This window comes from Streptomyces sp. NPDC048258 (assembly GCF_043201995.1).
Lineage (GTDB): Bacteria > Actinomycetota > Actinomycetes > Streptomycetales > Streptomycetaceae > Streptomyces.
The window spans coordinates 1-17988 of record NZ_JBICZH010000047.1 but is presented as its reverse complement, the minus strand read 5'-3'; the positions used below and the strand labels follow the sequence as shown (position 1 = coordinate 17988).

The 17988-nt window shown below is 69.8% G+C and carries 19 protein-coding genes and 1 pseudogene; 13 read left to right on the top strand and 7 right to left on the bottom strand.

Annotated features, from left to right (window positions below):
- The first annotated feature begins 716 nt into the window (after positions 1 to 716).
- The gene (locus ACGFYQ_RS41290; protein ID WP_393752388.1) at positions 717 to 1478 is read left to right on the top strand and encodes a hypothetical protein; all 762 of its coding nucleotides are present in this window, start codon (positions 717 to 719) and stop codon (positions 1476 to 1478) included.
- Between the two features lie 260 nt (positions 1479 to 1738).
- Here the strand turns inward: ACGFYQ_RS41290 and ACGFYQ_RS41285 are convergent, their stop codons facing one another.
- Both ACGFYQ_RS41285 and ACGFYQ_RS41280 read right to left on the bottom strand, forming a co-directional pair.
- Complete coding sequence (locus ACGFYQ_RS41285; RefSeq protein WP_393752386.1) at positions 1739 to 2980, bottom strand: MFS transporter; 1242 nt, start codon at positions 2978 to 2980, stop codon at positions 1739 to 1741.
- Between the two features lie 3 nt (positions 2981 to 2983).
- Complete coding sequence (locus ACGFYQ_RS41280) at positions 2984 to 4351, bottom strand: FAD-dependent oxidoreductase (protein ID WP_393752384.1); 1368 nt, start codon at positions 4349 to 4351, stop codon at positions 2984 to 2986.
- A gap of 104 nt (positions 4352 to 4455) precedes the next feature.
- On the opposite strand from ACGFYQ_RS41280, the gene ACGFYQ_RS41275 reads away from it, so the two are divergent.
- From ACGFYQ_RS41275 to ACGFYQ_RS41260, 4 genes are all read left to right on the top strand, one after another.
- Positions 4456 to 5514 carry a flavin-containing monooxygenase gene (locus ACGFYQ_RS41275; RefSeq protein ID WP_393752390.1) on the top strand — a complete coding sequence of 353 codons (1059 nt, stop codon included), beginning with the start codon at positions 4456 to 4458 and terminating at the stop codon, positions 5512 to 5514.
- Between the two features lie 40 nt (positions 5515 to 5554).
- Entirely contained in the window at positions 5555 to 5923 is a 369-nt protein-coding gene (locus tag ACGFYQ_RS41270; protein WP_393752382.1) for an ArsR/SmtB family transcription factor, read from the top strand.
- Positions 5920 to 6414 carry a GNAT family N-acetyltransferase gene (locus ACGFYQ_RS41265; RefSeq protein ID WP_393752380.1) on the top strand — a complete coding sequence of 165 codons (495 nt, stop codon included), beginning with the start codon at positions 5920 to 5922 and terminating at the stop codon, positions 6412 to 6414. Before ACGFYQ_RS41270 ends, ACGFYQ_RS41265 begins: the two co-directional genes overlap by 4 nt.
- A gap of 163 nt (positions 6415 to 6577) precedes the next feature.
- Positions 6578 to 6811 carry a TIGR02391 family protein gene (locus ACGFYQ_RS41260; protein WP_393752379.1) on the top strand — a complete coding sequence of 78 codons (234 nt, stop codon included), beginning with the start codon at positions 6578 to 6580 and terminating at the stop codon, positions 6809 to 6811.
- A 21-nt stretch (positions 6812 to 6832) separates the two neighbouring features.
- On the opposite strand, the gene ACGFYQ_RS41255 is transcribed toward ACGFYQ_RS41260, so the two are convergent.
- Genes ACGFYQ_RS41255 through ACGFYQ_RS41245 form a run of 3 tightly spaced genes read right to left on the bottom strand, consistent with a single transcriptional unit; the run spans position 6833 to position 9019 of the window.
- Complete coding sequence (locus ACGFYQ_RS41255; protein WP_393752378.1) at positions 6833 to 7891, bottom strand: ArsO family NAD(P)H-dependent flavin-containing monooxygenase; 1059 nt, start codon at positions 7889 to 7891, stop codon at positions 6833 to 6835.
- Positions 7888 to 8664, bottom strand: coding sequence for an aquaporin (locus ACGFYQ_RS41250; protein WP_393752376.1), 777 nt, complete (start codon positions 8662 to 8664; stop codon positions 7888 to 7890). The genes ACGFYQ_RS41255 and ACGFYQ_RS41250 overlap by 4 nt, the downstream gene beginning before the upstream one ends.
- 40 nt (positions 8665 to 8704) lie before the next feature.
- A complete protein-coding gene (locus ACGFYQ_RS41245; RefSeq protein ID WP_052876863.1) occupies positions 8705 to 9019 on the bottom strand; it encodes a helix-turn-helix transcriptional regulator in 315 nt (104 codons plus the stop codon).
- A gap of 76 nt (positions 9020 to 9095) precedes the next feature.
- Between ACGFYQ_RS41245 and ACGFYQ_RS41240 the strand changes: the two genes are divergently transcribed.
- Genes ACGFYQ_RS41240 through trxB form a run of 3 tightly spaced genes read left to right on the top strand, consistent with a single transcriptional unit; the run spans position 9096 to position 11189 of the window.
- Positions 9096 to 9725, top strand: coding sequence for a low molecular weight phosphatase family protein (locus ACGFYQ_RS41240; RefSeq protein WP_393752373.1), 630 nt, complete (start codon positions 9096 to 9098; stop codon positions 9723 to 9725).
- A gap of 47 nt (positions 9726 to 9772) precedes the next feature.
- Positions 9773 to 10192 (top strand): arsenate reductase ArsC, encoded by a 420-nt coding sequence (locus tag ACGFYQ_RS41235; RefSeq protein WP_393752371.1) that lies wholly within the window; start codon positions 9773 to 9775, stop codon positions 10190 to 10192.
- 10 nt (positions 10193 to 10202) lie between these two features.
- The gene (gene trxB, locus ACGFYQ_RS41230; RefSeq protein WP_393752369.1) at positions 10203 to 11189 is read left to right on the top strand and encodes a thioredoxin-disulfide reductase; all 987 of its coding nucleotides are present in this window, start codon (positions 10203 to 10205) and stop codon (positions 11187 to 11189) included.
- Positions 11190 to 11286: 97 nt separating this feature from the next.
- On the opposite strand, the gene ACGFYQ_RS41225 is transcribed toward trxB, so the two are convergent.
- Both ACGFYQ_RS41225 and ACGFYQ_RS41220 read right to left on the bottom strand, forming a co-directional pair.
- Entirely contained in the window at positions 11287 to 11427 is a 141-nt protein-coding gene (locus ACGFYQ_RS41225; RefSeq protein ID WP_393752367.1) for a hypothetical protein, read from the bottom strand.
- Positions 11428 to 11886: 459 nt separating this feature from the next.
- A complete protein-coding gene (locus ACGFYQ_RS41220) occupies positions 11887 to 12915 on the bottom strand; it encodes a winged helix-turn-helix domain-containing protein (RefSeq protein ID WP_393752365.1) in 1029 nt (342 codons plus the stop codon).
- 838 nt (positions 12916 to 13753) lie between these two features.
- On the opposite strand from ACGFYQ_RS41220, the gene ACGFYQ_RS41215 reads away from it, so the two are divergent.
- The 5 genes and pseudogenes from ACGFYQ_RS41215 (at position 13754) to ACGFYQ_RS41195 (ending at position 17592) form a co-directional block, all read left to right on the top strand.
- Positions 13754 to 14608 carry an esterase/lipase family protein gene (locus tag ACGFYQ_RS41215; RefSeq protein ID WP_393752363.1) on the top strand — a complete coding sequence of 285 codons (855 nt, stop codon included), beginning with the start codon at positions 13754 to 13756 and terminating at the stop codon, positions 14606 to 14608.
- Between the two features lie 110 nt (positions 14609 to 14718).
- Complete coding sequence (locus ACGFYQ_RS41210) at positions 14719 to 15192, top strand: hypothetical protein (protein ID WP_393752361.1); 474 nt, start codon at positions 14719 to 14721, stop codon at positions 15190 to 15192.
- Positions 15193 to 15257: 65 nt separating this feature from the next.
- The gene (locus ACGFYQ_RS41205) at positions 15258 to 15710 is read left to right on the top strand and encodes a hypothetical protein (RefSeq protein WP_393752359.1); all 453 of its coding nucleotides are present in this window, start codon (positions 15258 to 15260) and stop codon (positions 15708 to 15710) included.
- 492 nt (positions 15711 to 16202) lie between these two features.
- Positions 16203 to 16504, top strand: a pseudogene (locus ACGFYQ_RS41200) (hypothetical protein).
- Positions 16505 to 16572: 68 nt separating this feature from the next.
- A complete protein-coding gene (locus ACGFYQ_RS41195; protein ID WP_393752357.1) occupies positions 16573 to 17592 on the top strand; it encodes a YaaC family protein in 1020 nt (339 codons plus the stop codon).
- Positions 17593 to 17988: the final 396 nt, after the last annotated feature.

Below are 17988 nucleotides of genomic sequence, written 5' to 3'. Positions count from 1 at the left end.
CACGAGAGATCTACCGACTTCTCGTCCCAGCGAACACTCCGGCTGACCAGTCAGGACCCGCCTGCGTCGCTGCTTGACATCCATAGGGGCATCAAGACTCCCGACAGCTACCTCGCCAGTCTCTACCTGCACGCCTCGATGATCTGGATCAAAGACCTCACCAGGACCACCCGATGATCACGACTCGATACGCGCCCTAGACGCCACAGCATGGCGCGGTCCTCGACCTCCTGCCAGGTGGACGGGTAGCTGTCGTCAGCGGCCACGGCGGCCGCGTACGCGGCCGCCGTGGCTTTACCTCCCGCCACCACCGCTCGGAGTCCTTCGGGAGAAGCCGGGCGGCTGCCGGTCCAACGGCTTCATGTCCGCGCGGCCGCCGGCAGTTCGGCGAGACGCAGTACCGCCCAGCTCGCCATGTTCCGGGAGTCCTCCGGCTGCCACGACCAGCACATGGTCCCCAGGTGCCCCTCGACCGCTACCTGTAGGGGTGTCGCGGCCCGGCCCCGAGTTCGGGGCCGGGCCCGCGACATGTGCAAACTTCCACCGACAAGCGGGGAACCTGTATGCCCCTTTTCGCGAATCGGTGTGCGGAGCAGCACCGAGCCCGGCATCATCCCGCCATGCACCCAAAGTTGATGATCGCTCTGGTCGGCGCGGGGAGCGGACCTCTGGGGCCAGCCTCGGGCAGGGGCCATGAGAGATGGGGGGGAACACACATGGATCCGCAGATCACCACCGCGCTGATAGGCGCCGTCGGTGTCATCGGCACCGTGGGCGGGACCGTGCTCGGGTCATGGCTCCAGGCCCGTGGTGGCCGCGCCCAGGCCGCGGCCGCCCGCGAGGCCGCCACCACCGCCGCACGGGCCGCGCACGACCAGGCCGTACGCGAGCGGGTCTGGACGGTGGTTCCCCTGCACCTGCGGGCAGCGAGCCAGTACGTGGACGCCATCAACCTCATGTGGCAGACCGACGCCCAGGAGGAACTTCGGGCGGCCCAGAGGGCGTTCGCTTTGACGCACGCCGAGGCGGAACTGGCCGTGCCTGAGGAGACACGCTCGGCCCTGGGGGACCTGCAGCGTTCCATGGTTGGCCTGCGGGACGCCGAGCGGACGTGGGCGAAGAACGAACGGGCGTTCCACGTGCTGCGTGAGCTGTCCGAGTCCGGGGACACGGCGGCATCCCGAGCGCTGGGTCACCTGGGCCGTCTGGACCGTGCGGAGAAGCCGCACTGGATGCCGCACCTCCGGGCCCAGACGCCACCCGAGTACGGCCCCGCTGTCGAATCCCTGGACGCGGTGGCCGCCCTCATCCCCCCGCAGCGTTCCGCATTGCTGCGGCGCACCCAGCAGGATCCGCAAGCCAGGCGCCGGGAGCGGGAGCAGGCCATGGCGGGCTACCGCCGGGCGCGTCAGGCGGTCATCAACCAGACCCGTGTTGCCCTGGGCAGCAGCGCGGCCGCCCCCTCCCGAGCCAGGTAGCCGCGCCCCAGGTCTGACACCGCGAAGAGCCCTGCACCCGATTCCGCACCCCGCCTGGATGCGCACGGGCCTGCTGCTGGGCCGCCGACCGAGCCACGCGTCCATGTCCCCGTCCTTTGGCGGCTTGCCTCCGCAGCGGCCGAGCACGGAACGCAAAAGGGATTCTCTGGGGGAGTAGGTGTGGCGCGAGGCAGGAGACGGAGAGTCTGTGCAGCTCAGCGCGCGGAGTGTTCACCGTAGTCGTTGCAACAGGTGTGGTGCTATCGCCGGTTCGGGTGAGTCATTCCTTCCTTGCTGTGCGGGCGGGCTCCGAGGGCTGTGACAGCGGCAGTGATCGACAGTGTGGCGAGCAGGGCGAAGAGTGCGGGGTAGCCGCCGAGGGGCCCGGCCAGGACTGCGCCGGCGAAGGGGGCGAGGGCGGCTGCGGCGTGGGCCGGTGCGCCGAGGAGTCCGGAGAGTCGGCCGTAGTGGGTGGTGCCCCAGCGGTCGGTGACGGCGGTGGCCTGGAGGAGGGTGAGGTTGCCTCGGATCACCCCGGCGAGGATGGATACCGCGATGAGTAGGGCGTACGGGCCGGCCACGTTTGCGAGGGCTGCGGTGGTGAGGGCGCCAAGTGCGATCAGAGTGACGGTGCGGGCGGTGAGGCTCAGGTGGCGGGCGAGGGTCGCGTACAGGGTGCGGCCGAGGGTCTGGCCCGCGCCGCCGAGCCCGAGGGCCCATGCGGCCTGGGTGGTGGTGCAGCCGCGTTCGAGGAGGAGGGGGACGAGGCCGATGACGACGGCGTACATCGCGAACGCGGAGAGGGTGAACGTGGCGGCCAGCATCCAGAACGCCCGGCTGCGCACCACGCCCTGGTGGCCGCCGATGACGTGCGGCGGGCTCGGAGGGGCCGGTGGCCAGGGGGCTTTCAGGGCGAGGGCGTGGGCCGGGATGGTCAGGACGGCGAGGATGCCGGCGAGCACCATGTAGGTGGCGCGCCAGGACATGTGGTCGGCGAGTATCGCGGTCAGGGGTGCGAAGACGGTGGAGGCGAGTCCGCCGGCGAGGGTGACGATCGTGAGTGCGCGGATGTGGTCGGGGGCCCACCAGCGGGTGAGGGCGGCGAAGGCGGGCTGGTAGAAGATGGCGGCCATCGCGGCTCCGGCGAGCAGCCATCCGGCGAGGAAGAGGGGCAGGTTGGGGGCCGCGGCGATCACCAGCAGGCTCAGGGAGCCCAGGGTGGAGCCTGCGGTCATGACGGTGCGGGGGCCGCGGTGGTCCAGGACGCGGCCGGCGTAGATCCCGGCGATGGCGGAGACCACGAGGGCGGCGGAGAACGCTGCGGTGGTTGCTCCCGCGCTCCAGCCGGTGTCGGCGGTGATGGCGGGGTTGAGGACGGGGAAGGCGTAGTAGACGATGCCCCAGCTGGTGATCTGGGTGAGGCAGAGGGCGGGCAGGACGGCGCGTGGCCGCGACCGGTCCCCTTTTCCGGTCGCGGCCACGCCGACCTTGGTGTCGGGCACGGTTCAGCAGCCGCCGGAGGAGGCGGGCGCGCTGCCGATGGTGAGGGTGGCCGGGGCTGCGCAGCAGCCGCCACTGGACGCTTCGGCGGCCTCCGGCTCGTCGAAGAGGCCCGCGCCGCCGCACACCCCGGTCTCGGGGAGGGTGAGTTCGACGCGCGCCGCGGCTTCGCGGTCACCGGCGAGGGCGGCGGCGATGGAACGCACCTGCTCGTAGCCGGTCATCGCGAGGAAGGTCGGGGCGCGGCCGTAGGACTTCATGCCGACGAGGTAGACATCCTTCTCCGGGTGGGAGAGCTCGTTCACGCCGTGCGGGTAGACGGTGCCGCAGGAGTGCTGGTTGGGGTCGATCAGCGGGGCGAGCGCGGTCGGGGCCTGCAGGCGCTCGTCGAGACCGAGACGCAGCTCGTCCAGGAAGGTCAGGTCGGGGCGGAAGCCGGTGAGGACGATGACCTCGTCGACCGGGTCCAGGCGGCGGCCGTCCTCCCCGACGAGGACCAGGCGGCCATCACCGTCACGCTCGAAGGTGTCGGTGCGGAAACCGGTGACCGCGTCGGCGTAGCCGCTGTCGACGGCTGCCTTCGCGGCGAGGCCGAGGGCGCCGCGGGCGGGGAGTTGGTCGGCTTCGCCGCCGCCGAAGGTGGAGCCGGAGATCCCGCGGCGCAGGATCCATGTGGCGTGCGTGCCCTTGCCGTCCTCGGACTTGGCGAGATCGGCGAGGTAGGCGAGGGCGGTGAAGGCGGAGGCGCCGGAGCCGATGACCGCGATCCGCTTGCCCGCGTACCGGGCCCGGACGGCGGGGTCCTTCAGGCCCGGGACCCGGTACGTGATCCGGTCGGCAGCGGCCTTCTCGCCAAGGGCGGCGAGGCCGCTGCCACCGGCCGGGCTCGGGGTGGACCAGGTGCCGGAGGCGTCGATGACGGCGCGGGCCAGGACCCGCTGCTCGTGGCCGTCCGCACTCTCGTAGTGGACGACGAAGGGCTGGGCCTCGCGGTCGGCGTCGACGACGCGGTCGCGGCCGGTGCGCGAGACGCCGGTGACGGTCGCGCCGTAGCGCACCTGCTCGCCGAGGACGCCGGCGAGGGGCTGGAGGTAGAGGTCGGCCCAGTCCCCACCGGACGGGTAGGTGCCCTCGGCGGGCTTGACCCAGCCGGTCGGGGCCAGGAGCTTCTCGGCGGCGGGGTCGACGAGCTCGCCCCAGCGGGAGAACAGCCGCACGTGCGCCCACTCGAGGACCGCGGCTCCGGCAACCGGGCCGGCCTCCAGGACGAGGGGTTCGATGCCGCGGTCGACGAGGTGGGCGGCGGCCGCGAGACCGGCCGGGCCGGCCCCGATGACGACGACGGGCAGGTCGGTGATGGCTGGCGCGTTCACGGTCGGCTCCCTGTTTGTTTCGATGTCTGTCGATGGCTTGCGCTGCCAGCATTACACCTGTTTCGATGTCCGTCAACATAGACATTCGTCGAAGCGAGGTTGTTGTGGAGCATGTGGACGTCGCCGTCATCGGAGGGGGCCAGGCCGGCCTCGCCGCCGCACACGCACTCGCACGTCAGGGCCGAACGCCGGTGGTCCTGGAGGCTTCGGACCGGGCTGCCGGGTCGTGGCCGCACTACTACGACAGCCTGACCCTGTTCTCCCCGGCCAGGTTCAGTGCCTTGCCCGGCATGCCGTTCGGCGGGGACCCGGGCCGATACCCGCACCGGGACGAGGTCGTCGCCTATCTGACTGCCTATGCCGCCCGACTGCAGGCTGACATCCGCACCCGGCGGCGCGTGACAGCGGTCCGGGCGGACGGCAGCGGATTCACCGTCGAGCTGGAGGACGGCGGACAGCTCGCTGCCCGGGCGATGGTCGCGGCAAGTGGGAGCTTCGGCTGCCCGCACCGACCTGCCCTGCAAGGCGTGGAGTCCTTCACTGGCCGGGTGCTGCACGCGGCCGACTACCGCGATCCCGGCCTGTTCGCCGGGCAGCGCGTCGTGGTGGACGGAGCAGGGAACTCCGCAGTGCAGATAGCCTCCGAACTCGCCCGCGAAAGCCCCGCGACCCTGGCCACGCGGGCACCGGTGAAGTTCGCCCGGCAGTACGTGCTGGGGAAGGACCTGCACTTCTGGCTCACCCGCACCGGCCTGGACGCCGCCCCGTTCGGCCGGCTGCTGAAGACTCCGCCCGCCCCACCGGTCCTGGACGACGGCCGCCACCGGGCCGCCCTCACCGCAGGCACCCCTGACCGGCGCCCGATGTTCACCGGCCTCGCCGGGGACCGGGTCACCTGGGCCGACGGCACCACGGAGCGGCTTGACGCACTGATCCTCGCCACTGGCTACCGCCCCCACCCGCCCTACCTGGCCGGACTCGACGGCGCCCTCGACCCCGCCGGACACCCCCGCCACCGCGACGGCGCATCCCCCGTCCATCCGGGCCTGGCCTTCGTCGGGCTGGAGGGGCAGCGCAGCTTGTCCTCGAACACGCTGCGCGGCGTCGGCAGGGACGCCGCCCGAGCGGTCAGCCGTCTGGCCGCCCACCTGGCCCGCAGCTGACCCCCTGCCGTCTTAGTTCGATGTGTGTCAACATAGATGTATGTCGAATACGAAGGTTCTGCCGCTCCTGGAGCCCGACCCCGTCGTGGCCTGCTGCCCGCCGCTGAACGAGCGCCCCATGTCGGCCCAGGAGGCCGAGGTCGCCGCGAGGATGTTCAAGGCCCTCGGCGACCCCGTGCGCCTGCGCCTGTTCTCCGCTGTCGCCTCCCACGAGGGCGGAGAAGCGTGCGTGTGCGACATCTCCGATGTCGGCGTCTCCCAGCCCACGGTCTCCCACCACCTGAAGAAGCTCAAGGAGGCGGGCCTGCTGTCCTCCGAGCGCCGTGGGACGTGGGTGTACTACCGGGTCGAACCGTCCGTACTCGCCGCCATGGGCGCGCTGCTGGCCGGCGCCGCGAAGACGGCGTGACCACGGTGCGGGTCGAGGAGCTCCTGCCCGAGCATGCCGAGCAAGTGCTGGGTATCTACCAGGCGGGGATCGACGAGGGCAACGCGACCTTCGAGACGCAGGCCCCCGACTGGGCCGCGTTCGACAGGGCCAAGCTGCCCGACCACCGCTTCGTCGCCGTCGACGACGGCCGGGTGTCGGGCTGGGTCGCGGCGAGCACGGTCTCGGACCGGTGCGCGTACGCGGGCGTGGTCGAGCACTCCGTGTACGTCCACCCCGACGCCCGCAGCCGCGGGGTCGCCCGCGCCTTGCTGGACGCGCTGATCTCCTCGACCGAGACCGCAGGCATCTGGACCATCCAGTCTGGGATCTTCCCAGAGCACACCGCCAGCCTGGCCCTCCACGCACGGGCCGGGTTTCGGATCATCGGAACCCGCGAACGCATCGGCCGCCTTCACGGGGTCTGGCGCGACGTCGTACTGCTGGAACGCCGCAGTTCCGCGACGGGCTAAGGCCCGGTCCGCAGTTTTGCCGCCCAGCGTGCGGTCGTCGTTCTGGAGCGCGACGCCGAGATACGTCAGCGGCTCGGTGATGACGCCCCGCAGGTGAGCGCCGGCACCATGCGCCCCTGGGCCTGGGAAGGCGCACGCCCCCTGTGGCAGAGCGGACATTTCCGTGAGGCGGTCACAGCGGCCGCTCGGAAGATCAACGCCGAGGGACGGCAGCGACACCTACCGCAACGTGCACCGTGGGGCCATGGCCTTTGCCGAGGGCTGTTACGCCGCCATCCGCAACCCCAACAGTCACGAGGACGGGCTGCCCGAACTGCCCGAGCACGAGGCGCTGGAGCAACTGGCGGCCTTCAGCGTTCTGGCCCGCTGGGTCGACAGCGCCACCGTCATCACCTGAGTTCCGACTCAGGCTGCCAGCTCACGCGAGGAAGCCGGCAATCTCCCGGGCGGCTTCTCTCGCCGGGCGACCGACGCCGATGAGGGTCGCGGATGCCGGGCCGGTCCAGTCTCCAGAGCCGAGCAGGTGCAGACGGGGCTCGTCCGCGGCGCGGGTGCCGTCCATGGCGATGTGGCCGCGGGTGCCGCGCAGGCGCAGGGAGGCGAAGTGCGCGAGGGCGGGGCGGAATCCGGTGCACCAGATGACCGCGTCCGCCTCGGCCCGGGTACCGTCGGCCCACTCGACCCCGGTCGCCGTGAGGCGGGCGAACATCGGCCTGGCGCTGAGGAGTCCGGCGTCGCGGGCCGCGCGGACGGGCGGGACGGCGACGATGTCGCCGAGGGAGGCGACGCCTCCGATACCCGTGCGGTCTTCGTCGAGGGCGCGTCTGCGGGCGGTCGCGTGGTCGAAGAGGGCTCGGCCGTCGATGTCGTCGGCCAGGTAGCGCGGTGGACGCTGGGTGACCCAGGTCAGGTCGATGCCGGCGTGGGCGAGGTCGGCGGCGATCTGTGCGCCGGAGTTGCCCCCGCCCACAACGACCACGCGCTGCCCGGCGAACTCGGACGGACTGCGGTACTGGACGGTATGGAGCTGTCGGCCCAGGTACTCGCGGCGTCCGGGTACGGCAGGCAGGAAGGGGCGGGTCCAGGTGCCGGTGGCGCTGATGACCGCCCGCGCGGCCCAGGAACCGGAGTCCGTCTCGACCCGCAGACCGGGCCCGTCACGGTGCACGCTCTCGACCCAGGTGCCGCGCTGGACAGGGAGCGCGTACCGCTTCTCGTAGTCGGTGAGGTAGGCGACCACGTGGGCGGCGTCCGGGTAGAGCTCGCCCTTCTGGACGGGCATGAGCCGCCCGGGCAGGGACGAGTACTGGGCCGGGGAGAACAGGCGAAGGGAGTCCCAGGTGTGCTGCCAGGCTCCGCCGGGTGCCGCCTGGGCGTCGAGGATGACGGATTCGATGCCCAGGCGGCGCAGGTGGTAGCCGGCGGCGAGCCCGGACTGGCCGCCGCCGATCACCACCACTTCGGTGCGGTGTGTCATGCCGAAGGCGTCCCGCTGTCCGTCTTGCCGTGCATGAAGATGACCGCCACCAGGGCCAGGCCCACCACGGCGCCGATCAGCTGCATGCCGATGAAGCCGGGCACCGAGGCCGGGGCGATGCCCGCGAAGGTGTCGGTGAAGGCGCGGCCGATGGTGACGGCCGGGTTGGCGAAGGAGGTGGAGGAGGTGAACCAGTACGCGGCGCCGATGTAGGAGGCGACGGCGACGGGGGCGAAGCGGAGGCGGTCGGTGCGGGCCAGGCCGAAGATCAGCAGGATCAGGCCCGCGGTCGCCACGACCTCTCCCAGCAGCAGGTTCCCGGCGGAGCGGTCGTGGGTGGACCATTTGACCAGCGGCTCGCCGAACATCGCGTCCGCGAGGATCGCGCCCGCAATGGCACCGGCGATCTGCGAGGGCACGTAGACAGCGACCTCGCGGGCGTTGACTCCTGCGCCGCCGCGGCGGGCGGCCCACCACTCGGCCAGCGTCACGGCCGGGTTGAAGTGGGCGCCGGAAACCGGGCCGAGGAGGACGATCAGCACGCCGAGCCCGAAGACCGTGGCGGTGGAGTTGGCCAGCAGCTGCAGGGCCACGTCCTGAGTGAGCTTCGTGGCCTGGATGCCCGAGCCGACGACGACCGCGACGAGGGCTGCGGTGCCGACCAGCTCGGCGGCGGCGCGGGCGATCAGCGGGGTGCGGGGCGGGGTCGCGCCGGGGGCGGGCTGGGGCACGTCGGCAGGTATCGGGGTGCCGACGGGCTTGGTGGCGGTCAAGGCTGGTTCTCCTCGGGCAGGTGAGGCGAAGCGCGAAAGGCTATGGGCAGGACCGCTTGAGGTTCGCTTCTGCGGTGGCTCGCGCGGTCTGGGCGAGGTCGGCGAACTGACCGGCGAGGGCTTCGATGACTTCCGGGCGCAGTCGGTAGTAGATGTACCTGCCGCATGGCTCCGTCTCCACGACCCCCGCCTCCCGCAGCACCTTCATGTGGTTGGAGAGGTTCGTCTGCTTGGCGCCCGTCTCTTCCACGAGGTGGGTGGTGCAGAGCGTCTCGCGGGCGAGCAGGGTCACGATCTGGAGCCTGAGCGGGTCGGCCAGAACCCGGATCAGATCAGTGTCGACTGACGTCATCATGGACTGATACTGTCACATCAGTTGGGGCTGACACCAGCCCGCACTGACCTTATTGGCTCCTTTGAACGGGATCGCCATGCCCTCGCCTTCCTCGCCCCTGCTGCCGGACGAACGCCTGGCCGCGGGGGCCGCCCGTCTCGCCACCCGATACGCCGGCCACTTCGCGCCGGAAACCGTGCTGGGCCTGCTAGCCGACTCCTACACGCGTCTTGCCGAGCAGGCACGGATCCGTACGCACCTCGTCGTGCTGGCGGAACGGCTGACCGCCGAACGCCTGGACGCCCTCGCCCACACCCAGGGACTGGTGAGCGGGCCGAGTCGGGTGCTGTTCGTGTGCAGCCAGAACGCCGGCCGCTCCCAGATGGCCGCGGCCCTCCTTGCCCACCGGGCGGGCGAGCGCGTCACGGTCTCCTCCGCGGGCACCCACCCCGCAGGCGAGGTGGCGCCGCACATCGCCCGGGCCCTCACCGAGGCAGGCGTGGATCTGGCCGACGCCTACCCCAAGCCGCTGACCGAAGAGGTCGTCCAGGCCGCCGACATCGTGGTCACGATGGGCTGCGGCGACGCCTGCCCCGTCATGCCCGGCCGCCGCTACCTCGACTGGCCCGTCGCCGACCCCGACGGAGCGCCTATCGCCGTCGTCCGCGACATCCGCGACGCCATCGACGCCCGCATCACCGAGCTGCTCACCCAGCTCGCCCCCTGAAGCCCCACTGATCCCCACCGCAGTCGCCTCACCCCAAGGAAGAACAGATGTCCACCGCTTCTGCCGCCTCCGTCCTGTTCGTCTGCATCCACAACGCTGGCCGCTCCCAGATGGCGGCCGGGTTCCTGCGCCACCTCGCGGGCGACCGCGTCGAGGTCCGCTCCGCCGGTTCCGTGCCCGGCGAGCAGATCAACCCCTCCGCCGTCGCCGCCATGGCCGAGCTGGGCATCGACATCTCCGACCAGAAGCCGAAGGTCCTCACCCCCGAGGCCGCCCAGGCGTCCGACTACATCATCACGATGGGCTGCGGCGATGCCTGCCCGTACTTCCCCGGCAAGACCTACCTCGACTGGCAGCTCGAGGACCCGGCCGGCCAGGGCGTCGAGGCCGTCCGCCCCATCCGCGACGAGATCAAGGGCCTGATCGAGGGCCTGATCGCCGAGATCGACGCCAAGTCGAAGGCCTGAGGCACACGACGTGACCGAGACGACCCCGACCGACGACGTACGCAACGTCATCGTCATCGGCTCCGGCCCCGCCGGATACACCGCCGCCCTCTATACCGCCCGCGCACAGCTGAAGCCCCTGCTCTTCGGCAGCTCCATCTTCGTCGGCGGCTCCCTCACCACGACCACCGAGGTGGAGAACTTCCCCGGCTTCCCCGACGGGATCGACGGGCCGGACCTCATGGCCAACATGCGGGCCCAAGCCGAGAGGTTCGGCGCCGAGATGATCGACGACGACATCGTCTCCGTGAACCTCACCGGCGACATCAAGGAGGTCACGGACTCCGAGGGCACCGTGCACCGCGCGAAGTCCGTGATCATCGCGACCGGATCCGGCTACCGCAAACTCGGCCTCCCCAAGGAGGAAGAGCTGTCCGGCCGCGGGGTGTCCTGGTGCGCCACCTGTGACGGGTTCTTCTTCCGCGACCGTGACATCGTCGTGGTCGGCGGCGGCGACACCGCCATGGAAGAGGCCACCTTCCTCACCCGCTTCGCCCGCTCGGTCACCGTCGTCCACCGCCGCTCCACCCTGCGCGCCTCCAAGGTCATGCAGAACCGGGCGTTCACCGACGACAGGATCTCTTTCGCCTTCGACAGCGAGATCGCCGAGATCAAGGAAACGAACGGCATGCTCTCCGGGGTCGTCCTGCGCGACACCTTCACCGGCAAGCTCCGCGACCTGGACGTCACCGGCCTGTTCATCGCGATCGGACACGACCCGCGCACCGAGCTGTTCACCGGCCTGCTCGATCTGGACGACGAGGGCTACATCAAGGTCGCCTCGCCCTCGACCCGCACGAACATTCCCGGCGTCTTCGCCGCCGGCGACGTCGTCGACCACACCTACCGCCAGGCCATCACCGCAGCCAGCTCCGGCTGCGCCGCGGCTCTCGACGCCGAGCGCTACCTTGCCGCCCTCAGCGACCAGGTGCAGGACGCAGTCGAAGTTCTGGCCTGAACGGCCAGGCCAGTCTGGGACCCGGGCACGGTCCGCCCAGCCGACAGGATGCGGCGGACCGTGCCCGGGTTCGCCCGTGCCGGACGTGATCGGGCTATCAGCGCTGATTCAGGGCGCGGGTGAGGTCCCGGTTCGCGGCCCGCGCGGCGTCGAGTTCGCCCTGGCATTCCTCCAGCGTCCGCTTCAGTTCGGTGTTGGTCTGTTCCAGCCGAGTGATCGTGGTCTGGAGATCGGCCACGTCCGTAGGAGGGCCAAGTCCTGAGGCGCGCCACGCCTGTTCTCCCAGGTGGCGGGAGAGACGGCTCTCCCAGCTGCCGGACGCGCGCTGCCAGGCGGGAGGCGCGGGCATTGGCGTTGGCCAGGTCCGCCTGGAGAGAGGGCCGCCGCGCCACTCGATGAGCAGCGCATCGTCCAGGCGGACGTCATCGGGGTCGAGGCCGGCCCGCCGGAGGAATTCGAGAAGGTCGCCGGGCCGAGGGCTCTGCCGAGGATTTCGCCGTCGCAGCGGACGCCCCGCCCGCCCTGGGCGTCCGGCGGGTAGACGATCACGCGCACAGCAGGGCTCATTTTGCGGGTGCTGACAGCGCTGATTCGTACTCGGTTGCCGCTTCCTGCGTGGAGCCACTGTCCGCAAGGGCGCGTGTGGCGGCCGTGCAGGGCGGTGAAATTCGCGTGAGTGGAGGTCGGCGTTGACGCGTCAGAGGTGGGGGCCCGGCGCCGTGTTCAGCAGAGTGATACCGAGATGGGTCAGCGTGTGAAGGGCAGCCTTCCGGTCTCGGGTGAGCGTGGTCAGACCGGCGCTGCGCAGGGTGGTGGCGTGCTCGCTGGCACTGGCCGGGGAAATACCCGCCCGCTTCGCAAGCTGCGTCGTGGTGCAGGCGGGATAGTCGGCTATCACACACAGAACGACTGCCCTGGTACGGCCGAGGAGCGCGGCCACAGCCGACGGCACAACGGCATTGCCGCGGCGCGCATCGGCGGGAGGAGCCCACAGGGCAGCGGCGTCGACGAGGTTGTGCAGAGCCGGATAGACCATGATCGCCGTGTTGGGGCCGGCGAACAGCTGAGGGGCCGGGCCGCAGAATACCGACGGAGACAGAATGAACGGACGGTTCTGCAGGTGAAAGTCGGCCTGGGGGTGGACCAGTGGCCGATAGCCCGGGATCTCCAGCACGGGAGGCTTCCACACAGCCATCGGGCGCAGGCTGTCCAACAGCGCCCCCACCCCGCCCCGGACCATGATCCGCGCGCGCCGGGCCACCTCCCCCTCCAAGTACTGGTCGATACGCCCCCAGTACGGGGCTACCGCGACGCGATGGCAGTCCTGGAGCGCGTCAGCCAGCCTCCGCACCGCTCGCCGGTCGGCATCCATCGCTTCGGACAGCCACTGTGCCCGGCGCGAAGACGTGCCTGAAAGGACGGAGAACTCCTCCCGCAGTCGCCAGGCCGGCGCGCTGAGCAACCGCTCGCTCCCCTCCTCCATGCAGCCTGCCGCGCCCACCAGAGTGAACAGATCCACCAGTCCCCTGGAAGGGCTGAGTAACCGCGCGGTCTCCCTCCCGTCGGGACTGATCCGCGGACCGGTACGCGCACGCCACCCTCCGAACAGCCCTGCACGGTCACGCCGCTGCACGGTACGCAGGCTCAGCTCCGTCTCCGCCAGCGGCCCCAGCACCGTGACCCGCACCTGCGCCAGGTCCTCGCTGGCGAAGTGAACCCGCAGCACAACGCCCCCTCCTCTGCGCTTGGGGACGATCCTCCCCGGCGCCCTCGTTTCGGGCCAGCCCGAAACGAGTCGATTGCCGTACTGGGCCGGGTGGACTCTTGTCCTGTCCGCAAGGCCGGTACACCAGGACGCAAGGCAAATGCACTCACTTTCCTGCATTGGAGGAGATCCAGCGCGTCACGAATAGGGGGGTACAGATGCTCAACCAAGCATTCACACGTCTTCGGAGCCTTGCGGCTGCCGGTGCTGCGGGCGCCGCCCTGCTCGTCAGTGCAGTTCCGAGCGCAGCCGCCGTTTCAGGTGGGGGAACACCCAAACATCTGGGAAGACGACAAGCACAGCCGCGCCCGCCGCGGGGTGCCAAGAAGGCTACTTCTGCGCGGGCCGGAACAACGACCCCGTGCCGGAAGTCTACGGATGCGGCTGGCCCGCTCCTCCAGTTCGCGATACGTCAGCCCTGAACGCTCCTTGAGCTGCTGCATCGACGCAAGGAAGCTGGCAGCGTCTCGGGCTTCGTATGGTGACAACTCCCCAAAGTTCCCCATGAACGTCATCTTGCTGCGGCCGTGACACAAGGGGCGACAGCGGATTTCGCCATGCCCTCGCTGTCCGGACGCAATCCGGACAAGGCCCTGACCAGCCCGGACAGCCGGACACTGTCCGGGACAGCCGCCTGCTGTTGCTTCAGCCTGTCGACGGTCAGCAGTCTCTGTTGCCGCAAGGCCTTGCTCCAGACCGTCCTGGCAACGTTGGCCATGGTTTCCCACCCGCTCCGGCGAACAACGGCGAACGCGGCTTCGCGCCGGCGGAGCCTCCCCATGAGGAGACGGAGAACTGCATGAAAAGACCCATCGCTCGGCTGATGCTCGCTCTCGCGTCGGCCTCGCTGCTCCTACTGCCCAGCGTGGCGAACGCCGCCCCGGCCCGGGACAACAGCGCCTCCCGGCCGGTCTACTTCGTTCCGGGCTTCTCCGCCGGCGGCACCCACGACTGCTGGTTCGGCTACTGGAAGAAGGCCGGCGAGGCAATGTGGTCCTATGGCTGGAAAGGCTCCTACCACACCGTCAGTTTCTACGGCGGTGACACCAACTGCAACACTAAGGTCCTCGACGGAACCAGGAACACCTCCATCAAGGAACTGGGCCGGGTGCTCGCCTGGAACATCTACAGTTCCTACTCCAAGAACAACATCTCCATCGACGTGGTCGCTCACTCCATGGGCGGACTGGTGACCCGCGCGGCCCTCACCGGCGTGGCCCGGAAGGAAAGCGGCTGGCCGCCGTACCTGTACATCGAGGACGTGGTCACCCTCTCCACTCCCCATCAGGGCACGGGCTGGGCCCGTGGCTGTGCACCCTTGTGGGCCCAGTGCGCGGACATGTCGCCCGGATCAGAACTCCTGAAATGGCTGTACGACGCGCCGCAGTCGGCTCAGGGCACCGACTGGACGCTGATCGGCGCCGAGGACGACGACGTCGTCGACAACGAGTCCGCCACGGGGATGAGCGCCGGGCACAAGGTCGTGTACCACGCCGGACAGGGCGTCGGGCACAGGACCATTCCCGAGATCACAGGCGGCTCCTTCCGGCAGTGGTACTGGAACTACTACGACAACCAGTGGCACTGGACCACGTCCGGGGGGGCTCCCGTACCGGTGGCCAACAACGCCGTCTACCACTGGTGGAAATGGTGACCGGCCGGCAATTCGAAGGGCACGTGGGCAACAGGCCTGCCCGACGCCTCGAAACAGTCGTTTTCTCCGGGGCGGACACACCACGAATCGGGGGTTCGATGTCAACTAGCGTGAGACAGTCCGGTCGCAGCGCCACCGGGCGTGTGCTGGGGATCGTGTCCCTGCTGGCGCTCCTGCTCGCCGCGGTCGCGCCGTCGGCAGCGGCCGCCCCAGCGCGCGAGGACACCGCGGGCAGCGCCCGCCCGGTGGTGACGGTCGCCAAACCCACTGCGGCGAACGGTGATCCGACGGCGTCGGCGTGCGCGGTCACCGCCTACGGCTACACCGGCTACGCGATCTGCGACTTCATCTACTCCACCCTCGACTGGGGCGGCGGCAACCTCGAGTACTTCGTGGTGGGCACCGACTACGCCATCTGGCATGCCTGGAAAGGCAGCGGTGGCTGGCACTCCCTGGGAGGACAGGCTTCCCGCGCCACGCCGAACGGTGCCTACACCTATGCCTACGGCGTCTCGACCTACGGCACGGACGGGCGCCCGTGGTGCCGGGACCACCCCTGGACCAAGGGCTGGCGCCTGTGCTGAGGCGCTATGGGGGCGGACCGCGCCCGCCGTCCGCACGATTTCACGACAGAGGAGGAACAGGAAAGATGACTGTCCGCAGACGATTGTGCTCGTTGCTCGTCGGTTTCGTGGCGCTGGTCGGCCTATCGGGAGTTGGCTCGGGCACGGCGTACGCCGCCAGCAACGAGTCTTGTGTGGACAACTGGAGCGGTGAGCTCTGTCTGTCCATCCGGTACATCACGGCGACCCACCTGACTGAGGTCAGGGCCACCCAGTACTACGACTGGGGCTCCCACTGCGACGACGACCATCAGTACATGACATTCGTGCTGAAGGGCACGTACGAGGACGGCACGGCGTTCACCCGGACCGAAGGCCCGTATGACCTCACGTCCTGCTACGACGGTCCCTTCCTGGACCACGAGTACACGACCTTCGGGGGCGTCCGCCTCGACGTGAAGTCGAAGAGTTCCCTGTGCGTTCGTGCCGACTACGTCCGCCAAGTGGACGGGAATTACGCGTGCTTCACCTTCCCGTGAGTAGAGGCAAAGCACGTTCGAGGCCTGGACCACTTCGAAGGGCCGCACCTGGAGCTGGACGACCCTGTTGAGCTGCGCGATGGCGGTGCCGGATCCTGCCGTGTCGACACGGCAGGGCCGGGGGCGGGGTGAACCGCGAGGGGTCGGGCCACGTTCGATGGCCCGCCCCCTCGCACGATCCCCACCGCTCCAGGATCAACGCCCGGGGTCACCGAAGGGGGCAGAAACGAATCCACCAGCCTCATTCCCCTCACCGTGGCAGAGATCCGAAGGCTCCTGGCAACTCTCCTCCCCGCCCCTGGACCACCCCACGACCCACACGCCCACGCGCTGATGTGGTCCCACTGGCGCAGACGCCACCAAGCCACCGCCAAACGCAGCCACTACCGAAGAGGAACCAGCCCAGGACACGAAATCCCGCTGGAGTACCAAGCTTCCCGCCGACAGCGTGGGCAAGCCCCCAAGGTGACCTGGGGCAAGCCTTCGTTGTCGGTGGCGGCTGGGAGGCTTGGACGCAGGGACAGGGATGAGGAGTTGCTGCGCGGCCGGGTCTACGGCTCGTTGACCATGACGACCCCCATCCGGGCCCGCGGCCCGGCCGGGCGTACGCCGAGTTGGTCGGCGGGCCGCTGGACGGCTTGCTGCTCGACATCACCGGCTGGACGCCGGACGAGATCGACACCGGCGTCGCGCTGATGACGGAGCTCGGGCAGTTTCGGATCCGGCGGGCGGGCCCTGTACGTCCCACGCACCGGGGACGGCGGCGCTGGGACTGGTCCGGCGACACCCCCTGAAAAAATGTGGCCTGGCCAGATCAGGTGAAGGCGCCCGCCTCGTCGGAGAGGTTGGATAGCGTCTGCTCATGTACATGCAGGTGGACCCTGACGAGGCGTGGGAGAAGCTACGCGCGAGCCGGGCCAACCCGCCCGGCAAGGCGGGCAACGGAGCACGCCGAAAGACGTATGCGGCGGCTCTGGAACAGGCGGAGCAGATGTTCCGCGCCGCCACCGTGGTGGGCCCTGCGACCCGACCGCTACAGGTCTTCTACGGCTTGAGCCAGGCCGGTCGCGCCATCGCCGCCGCGGCAGTCGACCTCAAGGGGGAAGACTGGCGGCTCGACGGGCACGGCATCAAGGCCAGCGGTTTCGACAAGCCCTTCGCCGACATCGAGATCCGCACTGACCCCGCGACGTCGCGCAGCAGCTTCGTTCGGCTGAGCCAGCTACTCGACTCCCCGGTCTGGGGCAAGCAGCCGGTGCGCTTCGAAGACGTATGGGACATGCTGCCCGTCAACCTCGGCTACCCGCTCACCGACCGGAAGCGTCACCCGGCCCTCTGCACCGACCATCGCAGCATCCACAGCGACCCCCACCCTCTACTGCACGTTCCCGTCTGCGAGATCCCCGACTGGGTCATCGAGGACGGGACACGGCAGACCCTGGCAACGTTCTTCGCGACGTACCCCGGTCTGGCTCAGCACCACGAGTACGTGCGCAGCACCCCCGGCCCGGACGGACCTCCCGACTTCACCCGTTATGAGCACGGCGGCGGAGAGCTCACAGTGAGCTGGCTCATGCCCCAGGGACACGCGCCTTCCGAAGAGCGCCGCGAGCACCTCCGCAACCTGACTCGCAGCCACGGCCGCTCATGGTGGTTCCTGCCCGCGCCTCCTCCGATGGCCCGGGAACCGCATTCACTTATGGCCTGGTGGGCGGTCATCTACACGCTCTCCATGCTGGCCCGCTACGAGCCGGCTGGCTGGGCCGGGCTCATCGGAGTGGACACCAACCACCACGCCGTGCCCATCGAGGGACTGCTGAAGCGCGCTATTGACTTCCTTCCGGGACTCATCGCGACCACCCTCGACGAGGTCTCCGGCTGACTTCCTACGAGAGCGGGGCCGGTCAGGAACTCCCTAGCGACGGCCTCGCGCTGGTGGGCGCGAAGCTGGTCCTTCGTCTGCCGGGGAACAGTGCGGGTCCGCCGTAGAGCGGTAGTGGGGATTCAGCTGGGCTGTTCGCTCGCGGTCTGCTTTCGGCGTCGGCGGTGTTCACGCTGGGCCTGGGTGCGTGCGCAACATTTGTTGGTCACCGCTGGAAACGCTCCGTCAGCGACCAGAAACATGTTGCTGAGTTATGGGAGTGCGCCGGTACTTGCTTCCGGCCGTCTCGTGTGCTGGTCGGCTCGGAGCTAGTGCCGCATCAGGCAACGTTCGCCTTGTCGCGACGCGTCGCTCGGTTTGCTGCGCCGGACGGCATTGGATGGCCAGAATGATCTC

What these genes read in the sequence shown, in the direction of transcription:
- ACGFYQ_RS41290 (WP_393752388.1), top strand. Translation starts at nt 717, where the DNA reads ATGGATCCGCAGATCACCACCGCGCTGATAGGCGCCGTCGGTGTCATC.
- ACGFYQ_RS41270 (WP_393752382.1), top strand. Translation starts at nt 5,555, where the DNA reads ATGTCGAATACGAAGGTTCTGCCGCTCCTGGAGCCCGACCCCGTCGTG.
- ACGFYQ_RS41255 (WP_393752378.1), bottom strand. Translation starts at nt 7,891, where the DNA reads ATGACACACCGCACCGAAGTGGTGGTGATCGGCGGCGGCCAGTCCGGG.
- ACGFYQ_RS41245 (WP_052876863.1), bottom strand. Translation starts at nt 9,019, where the DNA reads ATGATGACGTCAGTCGACACTGATCTGATCCGGGTTCTGGCCGACCCG.
- ACGFYQ_RS41240 (WP_393752373.1), top strand. Translation starts at nt 9,096, where the DNA reads ATGCCCTCGCCTTCCTCGCCCCTGCTGCCGGACGAACGCCTGGCCGCG.
- ACGFYQ_RS41235 (WP_393752371.1), top strand. Translation starts at nt 9,773, where the DNA reads ATGTCCACCGCTTCTGCCGCCTCCGTCCTGTTCGTCTGCATCCACAAC.
- ACGFYQ_RS41215 (WP_393752363.1), top strand. Translation starts at nt 13,754, where the DNA reads ATGAAAAGACCCATCGCTCGGCTGATGCTCGCTCTCGCGTCGGCCTCG.
- ACGFYQ_RS41205 (WP_393752359.1), top strand. Translation starts at nt 15,258, where the DNA reads ATGACTGTCCGCAGACGATTGTGCTCGTTGCTCGTCGGTTTCGTGGCG.
- ACGFYQ_RS41195 (WP_393752357.1), top strand. Translation starts at nt 16,573, where the DNA reads ATGTACATGCAGGTGGACCCTGACGAGGCGTGGGAGAAGCTACGCGCG.